This is a genomic window from Collinsella sp. TM09-10AT, assembly GCF_003436275.1.
GTDB lineage: Bacteria > Actinomycetota > Coriobacteriia > Coriobacteriales > Coriobacteriaceae > Collinsella.
Window position 1 is genome coordinate 1 of record NZ_QSOP01000030.1, and the last position, 17,670, is coordinate 17,670.

General features: G+C 59.7%; 13 protein-coding genes and 1 pseudogene. 12 read left to right on the forward strand and 2 right to left on the reverse strand.

Translation table 11 applies throughout. The annotated features are described in order from the left end of the window. Window positions 1-65 precede the first annotated feature (65 nt). From DXD77_RS09625 to ligA, 5 genes are all read left to right on the forward strand, one after another. Window positions 66-1,205, forward strand: coding sequence for a hypothetical protein (locus DXD77_RS09625; protein WP_158549134.1), 1,140 nt, complete (start codon window positions 66-68; stop codon window positions 1,203-1,205). An 8-nt stretch (window positions 1,206-1,213) separates the two neighbouring features. After that, on the forward strand, window positions 1,214-1,570 hold the full coding sequence (locus tag DXD77_RS09630; RefSeq protein ID WP_117648531.1) for a hypothetical protein: 357 nt from the start codon (window positions 1,214-1,216) through the stop codon (window positions 1,568-1,570). Between the two features lie 3 nt (window positions 1,571-1,573). Continuing rightward, on the forward strand, window positions 1,574-2,158 hold the full coding sequence (locus tag DXD77_RS09635) for a hypothetical protein (RefSeq protein WP_117648532.1): 585 nt from the start codon (window positions 1,574-1,576) through the stop codon (window positions 2,156-2,158). Window positions 2,159-2,330: 172 nt separating this feature from the next. Further along, entirely contained in the window at window positions 2,331-3,791 is a 1,461-nt protein-coding gene (locus DXD77_RS09640; protein WP_117648533.1) for a S1C family serine protease, read from the forward strand. A gap of 248 nt (window positions 3,792-4,039) precedes the next feature. Beyond that, window positions 4,040-6,268: an NAD-dependent DNA ligase LigA gene (gene ligA / locus DXD77_RS09645; protein ID WP_117648534.1), complete on the forward strand. Its 2,229-nt coding sequence runs from the start codon at window positions 4,040-4,042 to the stop codon at window positions 6,266-6,268. Between the two features lie 58 nt (window positions 6,269-6,326). Here ligA and DXD77_RS09650 read toward each other — a convergent pair whose 3' ends face one another. Then, window positions 6,327-7,166, reverse strand: a complete 840-nt coding sequence (locus tag DXD77_RS09650; protein ID WP_233502298.1) for a MerR family transcriptional regulator — start codon at window positions 7,164-7,166, stop codon at window positions 6,327-6,329. Between the two features lie 64 nt (window positions 7,167-7,230). Further along, on the reverse strand, window positions 7,231-8,577 hold the full coding sequence (locus DXD77_RS09655) for an MATE family efflux transporter (protein WP_117563643.1): 1,347 nt from the start codon (window positions 8,575-8,577) through the stop codon (window positions 7,231-7,233). A 260-nt stretch (window positions 8,578-8,837) separates the two neighbouring features. Here DXD77_RS09655 and DXD77_RS09660 point away from each other — a divergent pair, with 260 nt between their 5' ends. From DXD77_RS09660 to DXD77_RS10685, 7 genes and pseudogenes are all read left to right on the forward strand, one after another. Further along, window positions 8,838-10,658 (forward strand): ABC transporter ATP-binding protein, encoded by a 1,821-nt coding sequence (locus tag DXD77_RS09660; RefSeq protein WP_233502286.1) that lies wholly within the window; start codon window positions 8,838-8,840, stop codon window positions 10,656-10,658. Continuing rightward, window positions 10,642-12,548, forward strand: a pseudogene (locus tag DXD77_RS09665) (ABC transporter ATP-binding protein). Before DXD77_RS09660 ends, DXD77_RS09665 begins: the two are co-directional and overlap by 17 nt. Window positions 12,549-12,763: 215 nt before the next feature. Next, a complete protein-coding gene (locus tag DXD77_RS09670; RefSeq protein ID WP_117563642.1) occupies window positions 12,764-13,801 on the forward strand; it encodes a hypothetical protein in 1,038 nt (345 codons plus the stop codon). 234 nt (window positions 13,802-14,035) lie between these two features. Next, complete coding sequence (moaA, locus tag DXD77_RS09675) at window positions 14,036-15,091, forward strand: GTP 3',8-cyclase MoaA (RefSeq protein ID WP_233502285.1); 1,056 nt, start codon at window positions 14,036-14,038, stop codon at window positions 15,089-15,091. 4 nt (window positions 15,092-15,095) lie between these two features. Next, the gene (gene mobB / locus DXD77_RS10650; RefSeq protein WP_117563641.1) at window positions 15,096-16,397 is read left to right on the forward strand and encodes a molybdopterin-guanine dinucleotide biosynthesis protein B; all 1,302 of its coding nucleotides are present in this window, start codon (window positions 15,096-15,098) and stop codon (window positions 16,395-16,397) included. A 242-nt stretch (window positions 16,398-16,639) separates the two neighbouring features. Beyond that, window positions 16,640-17,224 carry a histidine phosphatase family protein gene (locus tag DXD77_RS09685; protein WP_117563640.1) on the forward strand — a complete coding sequence of 195 codons (585 nt, stop codon included), beginning with the start codon at window positions 16,640-16,642 and terminating at the stop codon, window positions 17,222-17,224. 248 nt (window positions 17,225-17,472) lie between these two features. Further along, window positions 17,473-17,646 (forward strand): CAT RNA binding domain-containing protein, encoded by a 174-nt coding sequence (locus DXD77_RS10685; RefSeq protein ID WP_117648535.1) that lies wholly within the window; start codon window positions 17,473-17,475, stop codon window positions 17,644-17,646. Window positions 17,647-17,670: the final 24 nt, after the last annotated feature.

Here is a 17,670-nt window from a genome sequence, read left to right on the forward strand (position 1 = left end):
AGGCGGGGCCGAGGCCGCCTCGATCAATTTGCGAAAGAATCTTGACGGTACCCCCTACTACACGGATGGAGGAAGAAATGCGTTATTCGAGAAAGGTGATTGTCGGATTCATAGTGTTGCTTGCCGCCCTGATGTCTCCAAGGTTGGTTTTTGGAGACGACGACTTGGTCCGTGTCACACCGCAAATAGCTGTGGAGCAAGCGCAGGCTTTCTTTGATGATGTATCGGATGAACCGGTGACCGCTTGTGACCCAGTAAAAATGGTAAATTCCGATGGAGATTCAATCGGGTATATCGTTCGTGCGAAGCGGGATGACGTTAACTATGGCTACGTCGTATTTGATTCAGAGCGATCTTGGTGGATCAGCGAATACTGCTTGGCTCCGAACGCTCTTTTACCTATCGAGAGTGCAAGCGAAGAAATTGCACTCCTCGCATCCTCGGATAACGTCGTTGCGTTAAAGATTGACGAGCTAACTGTTGGCGTTGCCGACTTAGATAAAAACATTGTTTTAGACGCAAGTGGAAAAAAAGTACCAAATAAATTGTCCTCGGGAGGCAATCGCAGCGGATCGCCGGAACATTTCGAAGACGTTTTTGTATCTGCCAAGGATTTGTATAAACAGGGATATGTCGTTGATGCGAGCAAAACGGTTTCGGGAATAATAACGCCAACGCAAACAGAAGTTATCAAAGAAACGGGGACTTATGCTTGCGCTGTTTCGGCAATGTTTGCAGTTAGCAGTCACTATGTGACTTTGAACCGCCTTAAATTGTCCGATTTATACTCGGAGCTTTGGAGGCTGTCGGGGACATGGGAAGAAGAAGAAAAGAAATATGATCAAGCGACTGGTCTGTACTTTACTCAAGGCAAGACTTCTCCTGACAAACCCGCTCCGGCCTTAAAGGAGTTTTGTGCAAGACGAGGCAAGGAGCTTGAGACGTCATTCGTTTGGTATCCGTCATGGGATTCCTTTAGGGTGAATACCGACTCGGGGAATCTGAGTATTTTCTCTGGAAGGCTCCGGTCAAATGGCAGCGGGCACGCAATGGCAGTTGTGGGCTACGTGGCAATGCATAACACATACTCGAATGCCAAGAAGTACCTGCTTGTTGTTTGGAATGGATGGACAAACCAGCTACAGTTTCTTCCATATGACGTATCAATTTACACGTCTCACGATGGCACATATTGCAAGGGTTGATTGTACTCGTGAACGGCGACAAGTTCATTCGAAGGGCAATGCTCCTATTGGTGCTTTCCTTTGCTTTGCTCACCGCAGCGAGCTTCTTTCTGTTAAGGGCGACTAATGGGGGAGAAAACGACACGGTTGTTGCAGTCGAGGTGCGCGCTCTATCGGATGTTCATAACGGGCAATTTGAGGCGCTTATGCCAAGTGGTTGCCGTAAGAGAATCGATATGCGCCGCAAGTCAAGTTCCGGATATGTCTCAGGGTTGAAAGCAGGTGATAAATGGATTCTAGTTTTTGTGGAAGATAAGGAACTTGACGGGACTGTTCTGTATCCCCATTCAGCTGAGAAAGTCAAATCAAGTAGACAGGGGGAATGAAGAATGATTGATAGAAAGCAGTTCTTAGGTCTGATGGCGGGGGCTCCTATTTTGATGCGAGCCGGGATGGCAGAAGCCGTGGAGTTGCCGGACGCTCAGAAGCGATTGACGCTCGTGGTCGACACGGTGGTCAGAGATGAAAATGGCAATGAAAAAACGCGAACAAGAAGCAGAGAGACTATTTTCACGCCAGAGAGCAAAACTGTGTCTGCCGACGCTATGGCCGGTGATGTCATAACAATCCAGAGGGAATCAGATGAAACGTTGCCGCTGCTTGCCAAGATTGAGCTCACAGTCGCTTATTATAACGATAAAACAGAAATTGAGATTCGTTCCGGAAAGTACTCGATAGTCCAAATCGATCCGCTTGTGATGTATGCAAACGCTTGGTACGCGCTCATGCAGAAGGATAAATACGTGATGAATAACTTCACGGAAAGCGAAGCATCATATGAAACGGGGTGGGGGCCAACGCCATACGACGCGGAGAAAGATAAGTGGACGTGCGGATCAGGCATGGGCGCGACGATTACGGACTTCATTAACGATTCAACATATAGCTTTGCTATCGACTGTTATATCGAATAGACATGACGGCATAGAACGAATTGGCCTATAAGCATGTCATTACTTAAGCAAAGCTGAAATCTTGGCATCTAGTGCTCGGGACTGCCCAGCTTGGGGTACAACTCAACGTGAACAATGATGGCCCGCCACATGTTTGGCGGGCCTTTGGTTATTTGACGAAAGGATCGCAGCTATGAGCGAGTACGATTCCCAGCGTCCCCAGGATGCGGGCAACGCCGGCGAGACCCAACAGCAGCCGCGCGTGCAGGTGGAGTCAACGCCTGCCGACAGCAACATTCCCTACGTGCAGGCCTACGACACGCAGACCGGCAAGCCGCTGGGCAGCCAGCAGGTTGTAAACAAGCACACGGTGGTCAAGACCAAGACCAAAAAGCTGCCGATCTTTATTACGGCGCTCGCCGGCTGCGCCTGTGGCGCCCTGCTGGTCATTGCGCTCATTATGAGCGGCACGCTCAACATTGGCGGCGGCAAGAATGCCGTGACGGCGGGTGCTTCGGGTTCATCGACGCAAAAGATTACCATCGACTCTGAGGACACCACGCTGGCCGAGGCGGTCTCTGCCAAGGCGCTGCCCTCTGTCGTTTCCATCACTGCGACTTCGAGCGGTAGCCAGAATGGCTCACTTTCGCAGTCTGCTGACGAGTCGGACAACTCGGGTAGCGTCGGTTCGGGCGTCGTGCTCGATACCGAGGGCCACATCCTCACCAACAACCACGTGGTCGATGGCTATGACCAGTACGTGGTGACCATGGATGACGGCACCACCTACGAGGCCGAGTTCGTGGGCAACGACGCTTCGAGCGACCTGGCCGTTATCAAGCTCAAGGACGCCGACGCCTCCAAGCTCACGCCGATTGAGATCGGTGATTCCTCCAAGCTCAACGTGGGCGAGTGGGTCATGGCCATCGGTTCGCCGTTTGGCAACGAGCAGTCTGTCTCCACGGGTATCGTCTCGGCGCTCTATCGCTCCACGGCCATGAGCTCTGCCAACGGTAACACCATCTATGCCAACATGATCCAGACCGATGCCGCCATCAACCCGGGCAACTCCGGCGGCGCGCTCGTTAACGATAACGGCGAGCTTGTGGGTATCAACTCGCTCATCGAGAGCTACTCGGGCTCCAGCTCGGGCGTGGGCTTTGCCATTCCGGTCAACTATGCCAAGAACATTGCCGACCAGATCATCGACGGCAAGACGCCGGTGCATCCGTACATGGGCGCTACGCTTTCGAGCGTCAACGCGCTCAACGCCCGCACCAACAAGCTGAGCACCGATAGTGGCGCGTACGTGGCAAGCGTCGTTGAGGATGGTCCTGCTGCCAAGGCCGGCATTCAGGAGGGCGATGTCATCACCAAGCTGGGCGACGACGAGATTACGAGCGCCGATGGCCTGATCATCGCACTGCGCAGCCACGAGGTGGGCGAGAAGGTCGAGATCACGCTCATGCGCGGCAAGGAAGAGAAGAAGGTCACGGTTGAACTGGGCTCCGACGAGGAGCTGCAGAACCAGCAGCAGGACGACAGCGCGACCGATACCGGCAACGGCGGTATTACCGACGAGCAGCTGCGCCAGTATCTGGAGGAGCTGCTTGGCCAGCAGGGCCAGGGTCAGGGCAACGGCCAGGGTTTCTAACGAGCTGTATCGCACATATCGAAGCCAGAGGGGCTGTTCCGCCAGCGCGGGACAGCCCCTCTTTTCGCGATGATCCCTTGGAGACGGAGGAAAACGGATCATTTAGAAACGGCAAGGGCATGGTTTGAACGCGCGATCCACTCCAGTTTGATGGCTGCCGATTCGGTGCGGTTTGAGACCGCTATTCGGCCCCATGGTGACCGGTGGTACTCTTGTATCCGTTTGAAATCGAGCGAAGGAGTGCCGCTATGGAGCAATCGAGCCTGTTTGGTGACGGCGTGGACATCGATACCGAAACGCCCGCGAGCACGGATACCGCTGCACCGGCCGATGCCCGTGCCCAGGCGGCAGCGCGTGCGGCCGAGCTGCGCCACGAGCTCGATTACCACGCCTATCGCTACTACATGCTCGATGCGCCCGAGATCACGGACGCCGCCTTTGACAAAATGCTCGTTGAGCTGCAGCAGATCGAGGCGACCTACCCCGACCTGGTGACGCCCGACAGCTATACCCAGCGCGTGGGCGGCTACGTGAGCGAGCAGTTTACGCCGGTCACGCATATGGCGCGCATGTATTCCATGGACGATGCCATGGATCTGGACGAGCTCGACGCATGGCTCCAGCGCACCGAGGATGCGCTCGGTGCCGGCAGCGTCACCTATACCTGCGAGCTTAAGATCGACGGTCTGGGCGTGGCGCTTACCTACCAAAACGGCACCTTTGTGCGCGCCGCTACACGTGGCGATGGCACCACGGGCGAGGACGTGTCGCTCAACGTCCGTACCATCAAGGATGTGCCCATGCACCTGTCCGAGCCGGCGCTCGCCCACATGGGCATCGACCGCGAACGTACCATCGAGGTACGCGGTGAGGTCTACATGCCCAAGGGCAGCTTTGTGCGTCTGAACGACGAGGCCGATGCCGAGGGCCGTGGCCCCTTTGCCAACCCGCGCAACGCCGCTGCAGGATCCCTGCGCCAAAAAGACCCCAAGGTCACGGCGCGTCGCGACTTGGCCACCTTTATCTACGCCATCGCCGATACCGATCCGCTGCACGTCCACAGCCAGCGCGAGTTTCTGGACTGGCTGCGTAGCGCTGGCTTTAGCGTCAACCCCAACGTTGCCCGTTGCGCCACGCCGGCCGAGGTCCACGAGTTCTGCGCCCAGGCCCTCGAGCATCGCGGTGACCTGGACTACGACATCGACGGCGTGGTCGTAAAGGTTGACAGCTTCCAGCAGCAGCTCGACCTGGGCTTTACTGCCCGCGCACCGCGCTGGGCCATTGCCTTTAAGTTCCCACCCGAGGAAAAGCAGACCGTCCTGCGCGAAATTCGCATCCAGGTGGGTCGCACCGGTGTGCTCACGCCGGTCGCAGAGTTCGACCCGGTGACGGTCGCCGGCTCCACCATCGCGCGCGCCACGCTGCACAACATCGACGAGATCCGCCGCAAAAACGTGCGCGAGGGCGACACTATCATCGTGCACAAGGCAGGCGACGTGATTCCCGAGGTCGTGGGCCCCGTGCTCGACAAGCGCCCGGCCGACAGCGTTGACTGGCAGATGCCCGAGGTCTGCCCCGTGTGCGGTAGCCCCGTGGTCCATGAGGACGGTGAGGTGGCCTACCGCTGCGTGTCCATTGATTGCCCCGCGCAGCTCAAGGAGCGCCTGCTCCACTGGGTGAGTCGCGGCTGTATGGACGTGGACGGCTTGGGCGACGAGATCGTCGACAAGATGATCGCCGCCGGTCTGATCCATGATGTCGCGGACTTCTACCAGCTCACGGTCGACGACATCGCCGGCCTGGACACGGGCCGCGTGTACGCCAGCTCCAACAGCAAAAAGGGCGTCAAGAAGGGCGACCCCATTCCGGTGGGCCTCAAGACGGCCGAGAAAGTCATCGCCGAGCTCAACAAGTCCAAGAGCCAGCCGCTCGGTCGCGTGCTGTTTGCCCTGGGCATCCGCCATGTGGGCAAGAGTGTGGGCGAGGTTATCGCCGAGCGATTCCTGTCGATTGACAAGCTCATCTTGGCGAGCGAAGAGGACATCGCCGAGTGTGAGGGCATCGGTCCCAAGATTGCGGCGAGCGTCAAGCAGTTCCTGGCCGTGCCCGAGAACCTTGCCGTGCTGGAGCGCCTGCGTCAGACGGGCCTGTCGCTCGAGGTCGACTTGGGCGCCGCTCATGCGCAAGCCGCAGCCGACGCTGGCGTGGCAGGCGAGCTCGCCGACACCCAGCCGCTCGCGGGCCTGACGTTTGTGCTGACTGGCACGCTCGTCAACCGCACTCGCGACGAGGCGGGCGCGGCGCTCAAGGTGCTTGGCGCCAAGGTTTCGGGCAGCGTGTCGAAGAAGACGAGCTATCTGGTCGCCGGCCCCAAAGCGGGCTCCAAGCTCACCAAAGCCGAGCAGTTGGGTGTGCCCGTACTGGACGAGGATGCGCTCGAGCGGATCTTGGCTACTGGCGAGGTGCCCCGGGCTTAGCGCATCGATAACCAAATTGAAGATCCGCCCGGAAAGCATGATACCTTTCGGGCGGATTTTATTTGGACGGGGAAACGGGCACCGTGATCTGCGTCACGTAGGTTGCCGGGTCGTCGCTGATGATGTCGTCGATGAGGGCGATCTCGCGCGAGGGGCCGGCGGGCGTCAGGTTGTGTTCGTGCATGTAGCCGAGCAGCCGCTCGTAGCGAGGGGCTGCTTGTCCGTGCGTGCCACGGAAACTTATGGTCAGGCAGCGCGCGGCAGGTCGCGTCTCAACATCGCCCAAGTACTCATCGGTGTCATCGAGCAGCAGGAAGACCTCGTCGTAGCCATCAAAGTCGCCGGCGGCGAGGCGTTCGGGCGCGATGCCCACACCCAGATTGCCCAGATAGGCAAAGGTTTCGTGCTGCCCCTGCTGAAGCTGGCGGATATGCCATCCCAGCGAATAGGCGTCGGTGGGATTGACGCGCTCGTGCAGCGTGGCGCAGCGAAGTTCGGGTTCCTCGATTTCGCTAATGGTGTCGAGATCAGCATTCAAAGCGCCATGAAGCAAGGCAAGCCGCTGGTCAATCTTGCGCGACATGCGCTCCAACTCACGCCGCCTGTGCTCAATTAACTCCTGTTGCTTGGTCAGTTGCCGTTGTATCAAATCCATATCGCGCGTAGTGACAAACTCGCGAATCTGCGCCAGCGGCAAGTCGAGAACGCGCAGGTTGCCGATGGTGTTGAGGGTGGAGAGCTGCCGCGATCCGTAGTAGCGGTACCCACTTGCCGGATCGACATATGCCGGCTCCAACAGCCCCATCTGCTCGTAATGACGCAGTGTGCCCACGCTTAAATTGAGCAGGCGCGCCACCTCGCCAATGCGGAGCAGGCCCTCGGTGTGTTCACTTGGCATGTCGGTCACAGGACCACTCCTTTCGGTAAAAACAGGGGAGAGGCGCTAGGCCCGCGTCGCCCCGCTACGCCACCAGCTTGTCAAAAGCCCCGCGCCGGTTGAGCACGGTAAATGCAATCACGCAGATGCCCGCCGACAGAATCGACCCGCACGGTGAGGCGATGCCCATGGGGAACAGCGTGTCGGAATAGGCGTTCGACAGCAGCCATGCGCCGGGCACGCGAATGAGCACCACGGCCAGCACGTTGTGCGCAAAGCCAATGTAGCTCTTGCCATACGCAGCGAAAAAGCCGCTAAAGCAAATGTGGATGCCGGCAAAGATCGCGTCGAAAATATAGCTGCGCATATAGCCGGTACCGGCGGCGACTACTGCAGCGTCCTTGGCAAAAAAGCCGATAAACGCCGGCGCCACCAGCCACATCAGCACCGTGATCAGGCAGCCGTACACCACCGAGATGGTCATGGCGTCCTTGAGTACCTGACGCGCGCGGTCGCCCTTGCCCGCGCCGGCGTTTTGCGCCGTGAGCGCGCTGACGGTAGCGCCCATGGAACTCGGCACGATAAACAAAAAGCTGATCATCTTCTCGACTAGGCCCACGGCGGCGGCGTCGACTAGCCCACGGTGGTTGGCGATGACGGTGATGAACATAAACGCCACCTGGATGCAGCCGTCCTGCACAGCCACGGGCACGCCGATTTTAAGAATGCTGCCGAGCACCTCGGGCTGGGGGCGCAGGTCGCTGCGCTTAACGTGGATGTTTGTGCGACGGCTCTTGAGCCACACGAGCGCGAGGGCAACGCTGGCCGTCTGTGCGATGACCGTGCCGAGTGCGGCGCCCACGGGGCCGAGCCCCATGTGGCCGATAAACAGAAAATCAAGCGCGATGTTGATGATGCATGCCACGCCGATCACGTACATAGGCGAGCGCGAATCGCCCAGCCCGCGAAAGATGGCCGAAAGAATGTTGTACGCGGCAATAAACGGAATGCCGACAAAGCAGATACGCAGGTAGGCGGCAGTGCCTTCGACGGCTTCGGCGGGAGTGCCAATGAGCGCCACGATCTGCGGGCAAAGCGCGAGCAGGACAGCGGCCAGTACCACCGAGACACCCATAAAGAGCGTGATGGTATTGCCGATGGCGGTCTCGGCGCGATCGAAGCGGCGCGAGCCCACGGCGTGGCCGACGATGACCGTCGTTCCCATGGCCAGACCAACGAGCGTCACGGTAATGATATAGAGCGTCTGTGCGCCGTTGCCCACGGCGGTGATGCCGGCAGCGCCGCTAAACTGCCCCATCATGTACAGATCGGCCATGCCGTAGAGCATCTGCAAAAAGTACGAGAGCATATAGGGCAGGGCAAAGACCGCGATGGTCTTAAGGACATTGCCGCGTGTGAGGTCGTGTTCCATGGGCGGGGCTTTCTGGCTTGGTCTGTTTACGTACCAGTGTAGTGAAAACCCTACAACGATTGTAGAGTCAAGGTTTGTGTTGGCGGCGGGGAGAAAAAAGTCACGCTCGCGTTCATTTCCAATTGAATACAGGGGCGCGTCCTGCGAGCTTGGCGCCTGCACTAGCATTGCAGAAATCGATTTCGGAGCACTTGACACCGATGCACGGCGCGCCATAATACCTGGGTTTGCGAACAACGTTTGATGGGGGATGAACCTGCGTGCGCAATCTCAAGATTTTGTTTTCCTATCTGGGGGCATACCGCCGCGATGCCATACTCGGCGTGTTCTTTGTGACGGCAGAGACGGCGCTCGAGCTGTTTATCCCGGTCATCATGGCAAATATCATCGATGTGGGCGTGCCCGCGGGCGACATCAACTACATGCTGTTGCAGGGCACGTATATGTTGGTATGCGCCGCATGTTCGCTGGTACTTGGCTTGGGCTATGCACGCACGTCTGCTCGCGTCGCCTCGGGGCTGGGCGCTAACTTGCGCGAGGCGGAGTACCGCAAGATCCAGACGCTCGCTTTTGGCAATCTGGATAACTACGACGCCAGCTCGCTCGTCACCCGCATGACTACCGATATCACCGTCATCCAAAATGCCATCGGCAATGGCTTTCGCCCCATGGTGCGCGGTCCCGTGACGCTCATCGTCGGCTTGGTCTATGCGCTGGTGCTGTCGCGTCCGCTCGCCACCGTTTTCGCGATCATCCTGCCGGTGCTGGCGATCGTGCTGGGCGTTATCACCTATCGCGTCAGTCCGCTCTACCGCCAGCTGCAGACCTCGATGGACCATCTCAACGGTGTGGTGCAGGAGGACCTCACCGCCGTGCGCGCCGTCAAGGCGTACGTGCGTGCCGAGCACGAGGAGGCCAAGTTCGATGCCGTCAATACCGAGCTTGCGCGCACCGCGACGAAGACCTTTGGCAACGCCGTGCTCAACCTGCCGGTGTTTCAGCTGTCGATGTACGTGGCGGCGCTTTCCATTCTGTGGATCGGCGGGCGCATGATTCTTGCCGGCGAGCTCGGCGTGGGCTCGCTCACGGGCTTTATGAGCTATGTGCTGCTGATCATGAACTCGCTCATGATGATTTCCAACGTGTTTTTGCTGCTCACGCGCGCACTTGCCAGCGTGGAACGCATCTCGCGGGTGCTCGACGAGCGTTCGCTTATCCAGGCGCCCGACGCTGCCGCTGCCGTGCACGAGGTGGCCGACGGAAGCATCGAGTTTCGCGACGTTTCCTTTAAATACCGCGCGGATGCAGCCGAGGATGTGCTCGAGCATATTGACCTTTGCATTGAAGCAGGCTCCACGGTGGGCGTGCTCGGCGGCACGGGCTCGGGCAAGAGTTCGCTTGTGCAGCTGATTGCGCGCTTGTACGACGCCACCGAGGGCACCGTGCTTGTGGGCGGACACGACGTGCGCGACTACGACTTGGCTACCTTGCGCGACGCCGTGGGTATCGTGCTGCAAAAGAACGTGCTGTTTACGGGTACCGTGCGCGAGAACCTGCAGTGGGGCAATCCACAGGCGTCGGACAATGAGCTCCTCGCGGCTTGCCGCGCGGCGTGCGTGGATGAGTTCCTCGATCGCATCGGCGGGCTGGACGGCTATCTGGGCCAGGGCGGTGCCGGTGTCTCGGGCGGGCAGAAGCAGCGCCTGTGCATCGCGCGTACATTGCTCAAGCATCCGCGTGTGCTCATCTTTGACGATTCGACCAGCGCGGTCGATATGGCGACCGACGCCAAGATCCGCGAGCATATCGCTCAGATTCCCAACACGACGGTGATTGTCATTGCGCAGCGCATTGCGAGCGTCATGGATGCCGATTGCATTGTGGTGTTGGACGACGGTCGTGTCCACGGCGTGGGCACGCACGAGGAACTGCTGGCGGGCGATGCCATTTATCAGGAGATTTACGCCTCGCAGATGGAGTTTGCGGGGGATGCGGGCATCGTGGATGGCGCAAATGCCCTGTCTTCCTCTGGCCCCAGTGGATCGCTTCAGGCTGCGAAAGGAGATGAGCATCGTGCCTAAGACATCCGCTCAGGCCCGTCCCGCCAATCTGGCGCAGACGCTTCGCCGCCTGCTCTCCTACATGGGGCATGCCAAGTTCTCGCTGCTCGTAGTGGGTGTGCTTGCCTCTGTGGCCGCCATCGCAAGCCTTGCCGGTACCTACATGGTGCGCCCCATCGTCAACGGTTTGGCAACGGGCGGCGAGGAACTGCTCGCCAAGCAGGTTATCTTTACCGCTGCCATCTACGCCGCGGGCGTGCTCTCGGCTCTGGGCTACTCACAGATTATGGTGCGCGCGGCCCAGCGCGTGGTCTCCGATATCCGCCGCGACCTGTTTGCGCACATCCAGATGCTGCCGCTGAGCTACTTCGACAGCACGCGCTCGGGTGACATCATGAGCTTCTTTACCAACGACGTCGACACCGTCTCCGAGGCGCTCAACAACAGCTTTGCCAACGTGTTTCAGGCGAGCATCCAGGTGGTCGGCACCACGGCCATGCTCATCATCCTCAACTGGCAGCTCACGATTATCACGCTCGTGTGCGATGTGGCCATTGTGCTGTACGCGCGCTACTCGGGCATGCGTTCCAAGCGCTTTTTTGCCGCCCAACAGGCGTCGCTGGGCGATTTGGACGGATATATCGAAGAGATGGTCTCGGGCCAAAAGGTCATCAAGGTCTTTAATCACGAACAGGCCAACGTGGCTGGTTTTGACGCGCGCAACCAAGAGCTGCGCCGCACCGGTGGTGCCGCGCAGGCCTACGCCAACTCGATGGTGCCCATGACCGTGGTGATCGGCTATGCCAACTACGCCATCGTTGCGGTGGCAGGCGGCATGCTCTGCATCAACGGTCTGGCCGATGTAGGTGCGCTCGCAAGCTACCTGGTCTTTGTGCGTCAGGCCGCCATGCCCATCAATCAGTTTACGCAGCTGGCAACTTCTTGCTCAACGCGCTGGCCGGAGCCGAGCGCCTGTTTGCCGCCATGGATCTTGAGCCCGAGGTGGACGAGGGCTGCGTGGAGCTGGTGCAGACGGGCGACGCCGCGTGGGCATGGAAGATTCCCGAGGGCCAGGGCGTGGGCGCGTACGGGCACCTGCATGATGTGGCTGCCGTTGATGAGTCGGGCCGTGCGGTGGCTGCCGACGGCACCGAGCTCACGTGCGGCTTGGTCCCGCTCGCCGGCGACGTGCGCTTCCATGCCGTGGACTTTTCCTACGTGCCGGGCACCCGTGTGCTCACGGACCTCAACCTGTTTGCCAAACCGGGGCAAAAGATCGCCTTTGTGGGCTCCACAGGCGCAGGTAAGACGACCATCACCAACCTCATCAACCGCTTCTACGAGGTCGATGACGGCGAGATCACGTACGACGGCATTGACGTCAAGCACATTGCCAAGGCCAGCCTGCGCGGATCGCTCGGCATTGTGCTGCAGGACACGCACCTGTTTAGCGGCACCATTGCGCAGAACATCCGCTTTGGCAAGCTCGACGCGACTGACGAGGAGGTGCGCGCCGCAGCCGAGGCAGCCTGCGCGGATTCGTTTATCCGCCGCCTGCCTAGAGGGTACGACACACCGGTTACGGCCGACGGCGCCAACCTGTCGCAGGGCCAACGCCAGCTGCTCGCCATTGCGCGCGTGGCTGTTGCCGACCCGCCCGTGCTCATCTTGGACGAGGCCACGAGCTCTATCGACACGCGCACCGAAAAGCTCATCGAACGCGGTATGGACCGCATCATGCGCGGACGCACCACGTTTATGATTGCGCACCGCCTGTCCACCGTCCGCGACGCCGACGCCATCATGGTCCTCGAACACGGCCGCATCATCGAGCGCGGTACCCACGAAGAGTTGCTCGCCCAGCACGGCGAGTACTGGCAGCTGGCGCATGGCTTAAAAGAGTTGGATTAACCCGTTCGAGCACGATGCTTTGGCCCTTCCGTGCCCCTCACCTCGCCTCAAACCATCACAACATTCGACGTTTTTTGCCAAAAACGGGAAAAGCATCGAATGTTGCGATGGTTTTTCTACCACTCGATCGGGCGGAATCGCTTTCTTGCGCACGAAGGTGTGCGGACCCGTGGGCAGGGGAATAAGGTTGGTTATCCGACTCCATTGGAGGGCTCATGGACCTGCCGATCGTCCTGTCCCATAAGACTGCTTGGCTGTACCACAACGTGGCGCGCCCGTCCGAGCCGCTCTCGCGAGCAAGCAGCCTATACGACGAGGACTCGCTTGCTAGCGAGGCGGAGCCGGCTGCGAGCCTGTCCAAATTGGGACTCGATGTCAAGGGGCTGAGGGCTTCAGCGGCAGTTGGGATCGTTACCGACTATCTGGTTTCGCTTGGTATTCCACGAGAAGAGCTCGGTCATATCGACACGCTCGTCAACTTCGATTTTGAGCGCTCGACGCCGGCTGGATTTAGGTGCCACGTGTTTGGGGCACCGGTACCTCCAGACCATCTTCTTGAGGTGGCAGAGGGCCTTCTAGTGGTTGATGAGGTCATGTGCTTTGTCCAAGCGGGTTCGTGGATGAGCGAGCCCGAGCAGCTGGAATATGGGTATGAAATCTGCGCCCGATACCATTTGAATCATCTGTCGACAGACGATTATATCGAGATGGGGCAGAGGTATACCGTTGCCGACTTGATTGCTTATTGCGATGAGAATCGATCTCGTCAGGGGGCCATACGCGCGGCCGCCGTGCTCAAACGCGTGCACGATGGCGCGCGATCGCCCATGGAGACGGCCACCGCAATCATGGTCGTAGCAAAACGTTCCCAGGGAGGGCTGGGATACGCCAAGATCGAGCTCAACCATCGGGTCGATGTTCCCAGCGAGTTCAAGTATCTCGCTAAGGCCGGGTATTTCGAGATTGACGTATATGCGCCTGCGAGCGGTACGGGAATTGAATACAACGGTTCGGACCATCTTGATAAACAGCGCAGCGCGTCGGATGCGGAGCGTATGACCGTGCTGAGCGCGCTGGGCTTTAGGATGATCGTCCTCACCGGGACTCAGTTTGCCCACCAGCTGCAATTGCACCGGGCGGTGAACGCCATCGCACTCGCTATGGGTCTCACGTGCGACCGAAGCGAAGCGTTCCAGAAACGTCAAAACGACCTGCGAGAATTCGTGATTCGACACTGGGGTGGTGGCCTTTAGGGGCGTTCTGGCCCTTCTACGGGGTGCTGTGGGCAGGCAGACCATCACAACATTCGACGTTTTTCGCCAAAATCGGAAAAAGCATCGAATGTTGTGATGGTTTGTATGCTGAGGATGGGCTTGGAAAGTCCGTTTTGCTCGAAGCGACCTGTCCTGTCGTACGGGTGTCGGCATGATTCTCTCGTGCGGTATTATGTTTTCCGAAGAATAAAACGCCGCGTGAGGGGAGGCTGCGTGGACGGGCACGTGCAACATGACGGCTTTGGTCGCGATATCAACTACCTGCGCATTGCCGTTACCGACAAGTGCAATTTCCGCTGCATTTACTGCATGCCGGCCGATGGCGTGGCGCCCCGCGCGCACGACGAGCTGCTCAGCGCCGAGGAAATCGCCCGCTTTGTGCGCCTGGTGGCGGGGGAGGGAATTCGCCGCGTACGCCTGACGGGTGGCGAGCCGCTGGTCAGCCGCCGTATTATCCCGCTCATTCGCGACATCCGCGCGATTCCGCAGATCGAGGACATCTCGCTTACCACCAACGGCGCCCTGCTGCCCAAGCTGGCGCCGCAGCTCAAAGACGCGGGGCTTAATCGCGTCAACATCTCGCTCGACACGCTCGACCCTACGCTCTTTGGAAAGATCACGCACCTGGGCCGGCTCGAACAGACCATGGCCGGCATCGACGCGGCGCTGGCTTGGGGCTTTGAGCCCGTTAAGGTCAACTGCGTTGTGGTGCGTCGGCTCAACCAGGATGTGGCGGCTCTTACGCGGCTGACCGTCGACCGCCCCATCCACCTGCGCTTTATCGAGTACATGCCCATCGGCGACGAGCGTACGAGCTCGCATTGCGCTGTGGACCCGCATGCGCCCGCGCTCAATCCCGAGCTGTGGGACGCGAGCGATACCGTGCCGAGCGACGAACTGCGGGCGCGCATCAATACCGGGGTCGCCGCGACGGGGCTGGCCGAGCTCGAGCCGCTCGACATCAACGACGCTCCTGCCGGCGCGGGCCCTGCGCGCTACTGGCACTTTCCGGGTGCGGCGGGAACGGTCGGCTTCATTAGCGCCATGTCCAACCATTTTTGCGCGAATTGCAACCGTCTGCGCCTGACGGCCGATGGCAACGTGCGTCCGTGCCTGTTCAGCGATGCTGAGTATTCGGTGCGTGAAGCGCTGCGCCGTGGTGATGATATGCAGGTACTTTCGATTTGGCGCGATGCCGTGGCCCACAAACCGCAGGAACACGCGATAATTGAGGGCACGCAACGATTTATGTCCCAAATCGGAGGATGATCATATGGCCAAGAGCAGGTACGCCGATGCCACCAAGGCCGCTCGCAGGGCCGCGATGTCTGCCCACAAAGTCACGGCTGCAGCGAATGCTGGCAACGCCGCCGTGCCCGCGCAGCCGACTGCCAGCGCTGTCACCGAGCCCGCCCGCGACGCCCGTCGCGACGAGCTGACGCATGTGGACGCCAAGGGCGAGGTTCGCATGGTCGACGTGTCCGACAAGGCCGAGACCCATCGCATTGCCATCGCCGAGGGCACCATCCTCATGCATCCCGAGACGCAGGCCATGGTGCTGCAGGACCGCGCCAAAAAGGGCGACGTGCTTGCCTGCGCGCGCGTGGCGGGCATCATGGCCATCAAACGCACGAGCGACATCATCCCCATGTGCCATCCGCTGCTCATTACCAAGAGCAAGTGCGACATTGCGCCCATCGCTCCGGCGGGGACGCCGGCCGAGGACGTGCCCGAGGGCTGGGCGCCGGCGCGCACGGATGGGCAGGTTGGCTTTCACGTACTGGTTACGGCCGGCGTGACGGGCAAGACCGGCATCGAGATGGAGGCCCTGACCGGCGCGAGTGCCGCGTGCCTTACGATCTATGACATGTGCAAGGCCGTCGATCGCGGCATGGAGATCGTCGACGTGCGCCTGCTGCACAAGGAGGGCGGCCGCTCGGGCGTGTGGGATCGCGCAGAGCGTCAGGCCGCTGCTGTTGAGGCCGTGGGAGCCGCGGGCGACGCACCCGCAAGCGCACCTGCCGCCATCGCGCCCGCAGCTCCCGCTCCGGCTGTCCCCGCGATCGCGTTTATCGGCTACCAAAACTCGGGCAAGACCACGCTCGTCGAGAAGGTCATCGCCGAGCTCACGCGCCGCGGCCTGCGTGTGGGTTCGCTCAAGCATCATGGACACCATGGCTTTGATATCGATGTTCCCGCTAAGGATACGTGGCGCCATCACCAGGCTGGCTCCAAGCACGTGGGGCTCATTTGCGCCACGCGCTGGGCGGAGTACGCCGACACGCGCGAGGAGGACGAGATGCCCGCGCGCGAGCTGCTGTCGCGCTACAACGATGTCGACGTGGTGATCATCGAGGGCTACAAGACCGAGGGCTTCGACAACATCGTCGTCGCGCGCTCCGGTGTCGACCGTCTGCGCGGCAAGAGCTCGCTCGACCTGGTCGACGGTCACACGCTGGCCCTTGCCTGCAACGAAGCCCTGGCGCGTCAGGCCTTCGACGCCGGCTTTGCGACCCGAGCCATCAACATCAACGACGCCCGAGCCATCTGCGATCTCATCCAAGACCACCTTTAAGGCTTGACGCTGCGCCGGCCCCAAGCACCCCATCTCGCCCCTCAAGCCGTCGCTCGCGTACCAAAGTACGCGTCGCTCCTCTTTCGGGGCGACCTGGGGCACTTGGAACCGGCTCGCTGCGCTGCCATAACATGCCAAAAAGGGACAGGCATCTTTGTGGTGGTTTTTGCAAAAAAGCTTTGACTTAAAGTTAGCTCAAGGTGTCATAATCGCTGACAAACGATTGCGATCACGGAGGCCTCATGTCAAAACTGTACTTTATGCGTCACGGTCAAACGCTCTTTAACTTGCTTCGTCGCAAGCAGGGCTGGTGTGACTCGCCGCTCACCGAGCTGGGAATCGAGCAGGCTAAAACTGTCGGTGCGACCCTGCGAGGGCGTGGCCTTACGTTTGACCATGCGTACAGTTCGACGTCCGAGCGTGCGTGCGACACGCTTGAGCTTGCGTTCCCCGGTCAGCCTTACGAGCGCGTCAAGGGCCTTAAGGAGTGGAACTTTGGCAAATTTGAGGGCGCGAGCGAGGATTTGAATCCGCGCCTGCCGTACGGCGATTTTTACAAGCAGTATGACGGCGAGGGCGAAGTCGAGTTTCGCGAGCGTATGATGGCGACCATCACCGAGTTCATGCAGCGCCCTGGACATGAGAGCGTGTTGTGCGTGAGCCATGGCGCCGCAGCGGCTCAGGTCATGCGCGGCGTGGGCGTGGAGCCGCTCAAGATGAAGCACCGCATTGGCAACTGCTGTGTGCTCGAACTCGACTTTGATGCTACTACCGGCACATTTGCTCTTGCAGATTTGTACAACCCCTACGGCACCCCGCGCGAGTAACATCGGGGCATCAGCCAAAACCACCACAAAGGGGCCAGGCACCTTTGTGGTGGTTTTGCCGTTTACCGGCGATTTCCTACCGTTCAGCGGACTTTCGCACCAATGGGGCTTACGCTGCATGCAAGTTTCATCCTACAATCGCCCACGTGCTCACAAGTTTGTTACTCCTCTGGAGGCATCGCTTGCGCATAATAGAAGACGAGGAATATCGCCCCGTCGTCTAGCTCCGATGTCCGAGGAGTTTTTTCATGCTCATTTTAAAGAAGATCAACAATAACGTTGCTCTCGCCGCCAGCGATGACGGCCGAGAGGTTGTTGTCTTTGGCAAGGGCATCGGTTTTCACGAGATGCCCTACGAGCTTGCCGATGAGTCGCTCATCCAGCGCAAATTCTATGGCTCTGTTAGACCAAGGTTGACATAAAAACGATGTCACCGCGAGGCGGTA

Bases quoted from the DNA above. Each gene is read 5' to 3' on its own strand.
- DXD77_RS09625 (WP_158549134.1), top strand. From the start codon at position 66: ATGGAGGAAGAAATGCGTTATTCGAGAAAGGTGATTGTCGGATTCATA.
- DXD77_RS09635 (WP_117648532.1), top strand. From the start codon at position 1,574: ATGATTGATAGAAAGCAGTTCTTAGGTCTGATGGCGGGGGCTCCTATT.
- DXD77_RS09640 (WP_117648533.1), top strand. From the start codon at position 2,331: ATGAGCGAGTACGATTCCCAGCGTCCCCAGGATGCGGGCAACGCCGGC.
- ligA (WP_117648534.1), top strand. From the start codon at position 4,040: ATGGAGCAATCGAGCCTGTTTGGTGACGGCGTGGACATCGATACCGAA.
- DXD77_RS09650 (WP_233502298.1), bottom strand. From the start codon at position 7,166: ATGCCAAGTGAACACACCGAGGGCCTGCTCCGCATTGGCGAGGTGGCG.
- DXD77_RS09655 (WP_117563643.1), bottom strand. From the start codon at position 8,577: ATGGAACACGACCTCACACGCGGCAATGTCCTTAAGACCATCGCGGTC.
- DXD77_RS09670 (WP_117563642.1), top strand. From the start codon at position 12,764: ATGGACCTGCCGATCGTCCTGTCCCATAAGACTGCTTGGCTGTACCAC.
- mobB (WP_117563641.1), top strand. From the start codon at position 15,096: ATGGCCAAGAGCAGGTACGCCGATGCCACCAAGGCCGCTCGCAGGGCC.
- DXD77_RS09685 (WP_117563640.1), top strand. From the start codon at position 16,640: ATGTCAAAACTGTACTTTATGCGTCACGGTCAAACGCTCTTTAACTTG.
- DXD77_RS10685 (WP_117648535.1), top strand. From the start codon at position 17,473: ATGCTCATTTTAAAGAAGATCAACAATAACGTTGCTCTCGCCGCCAGC.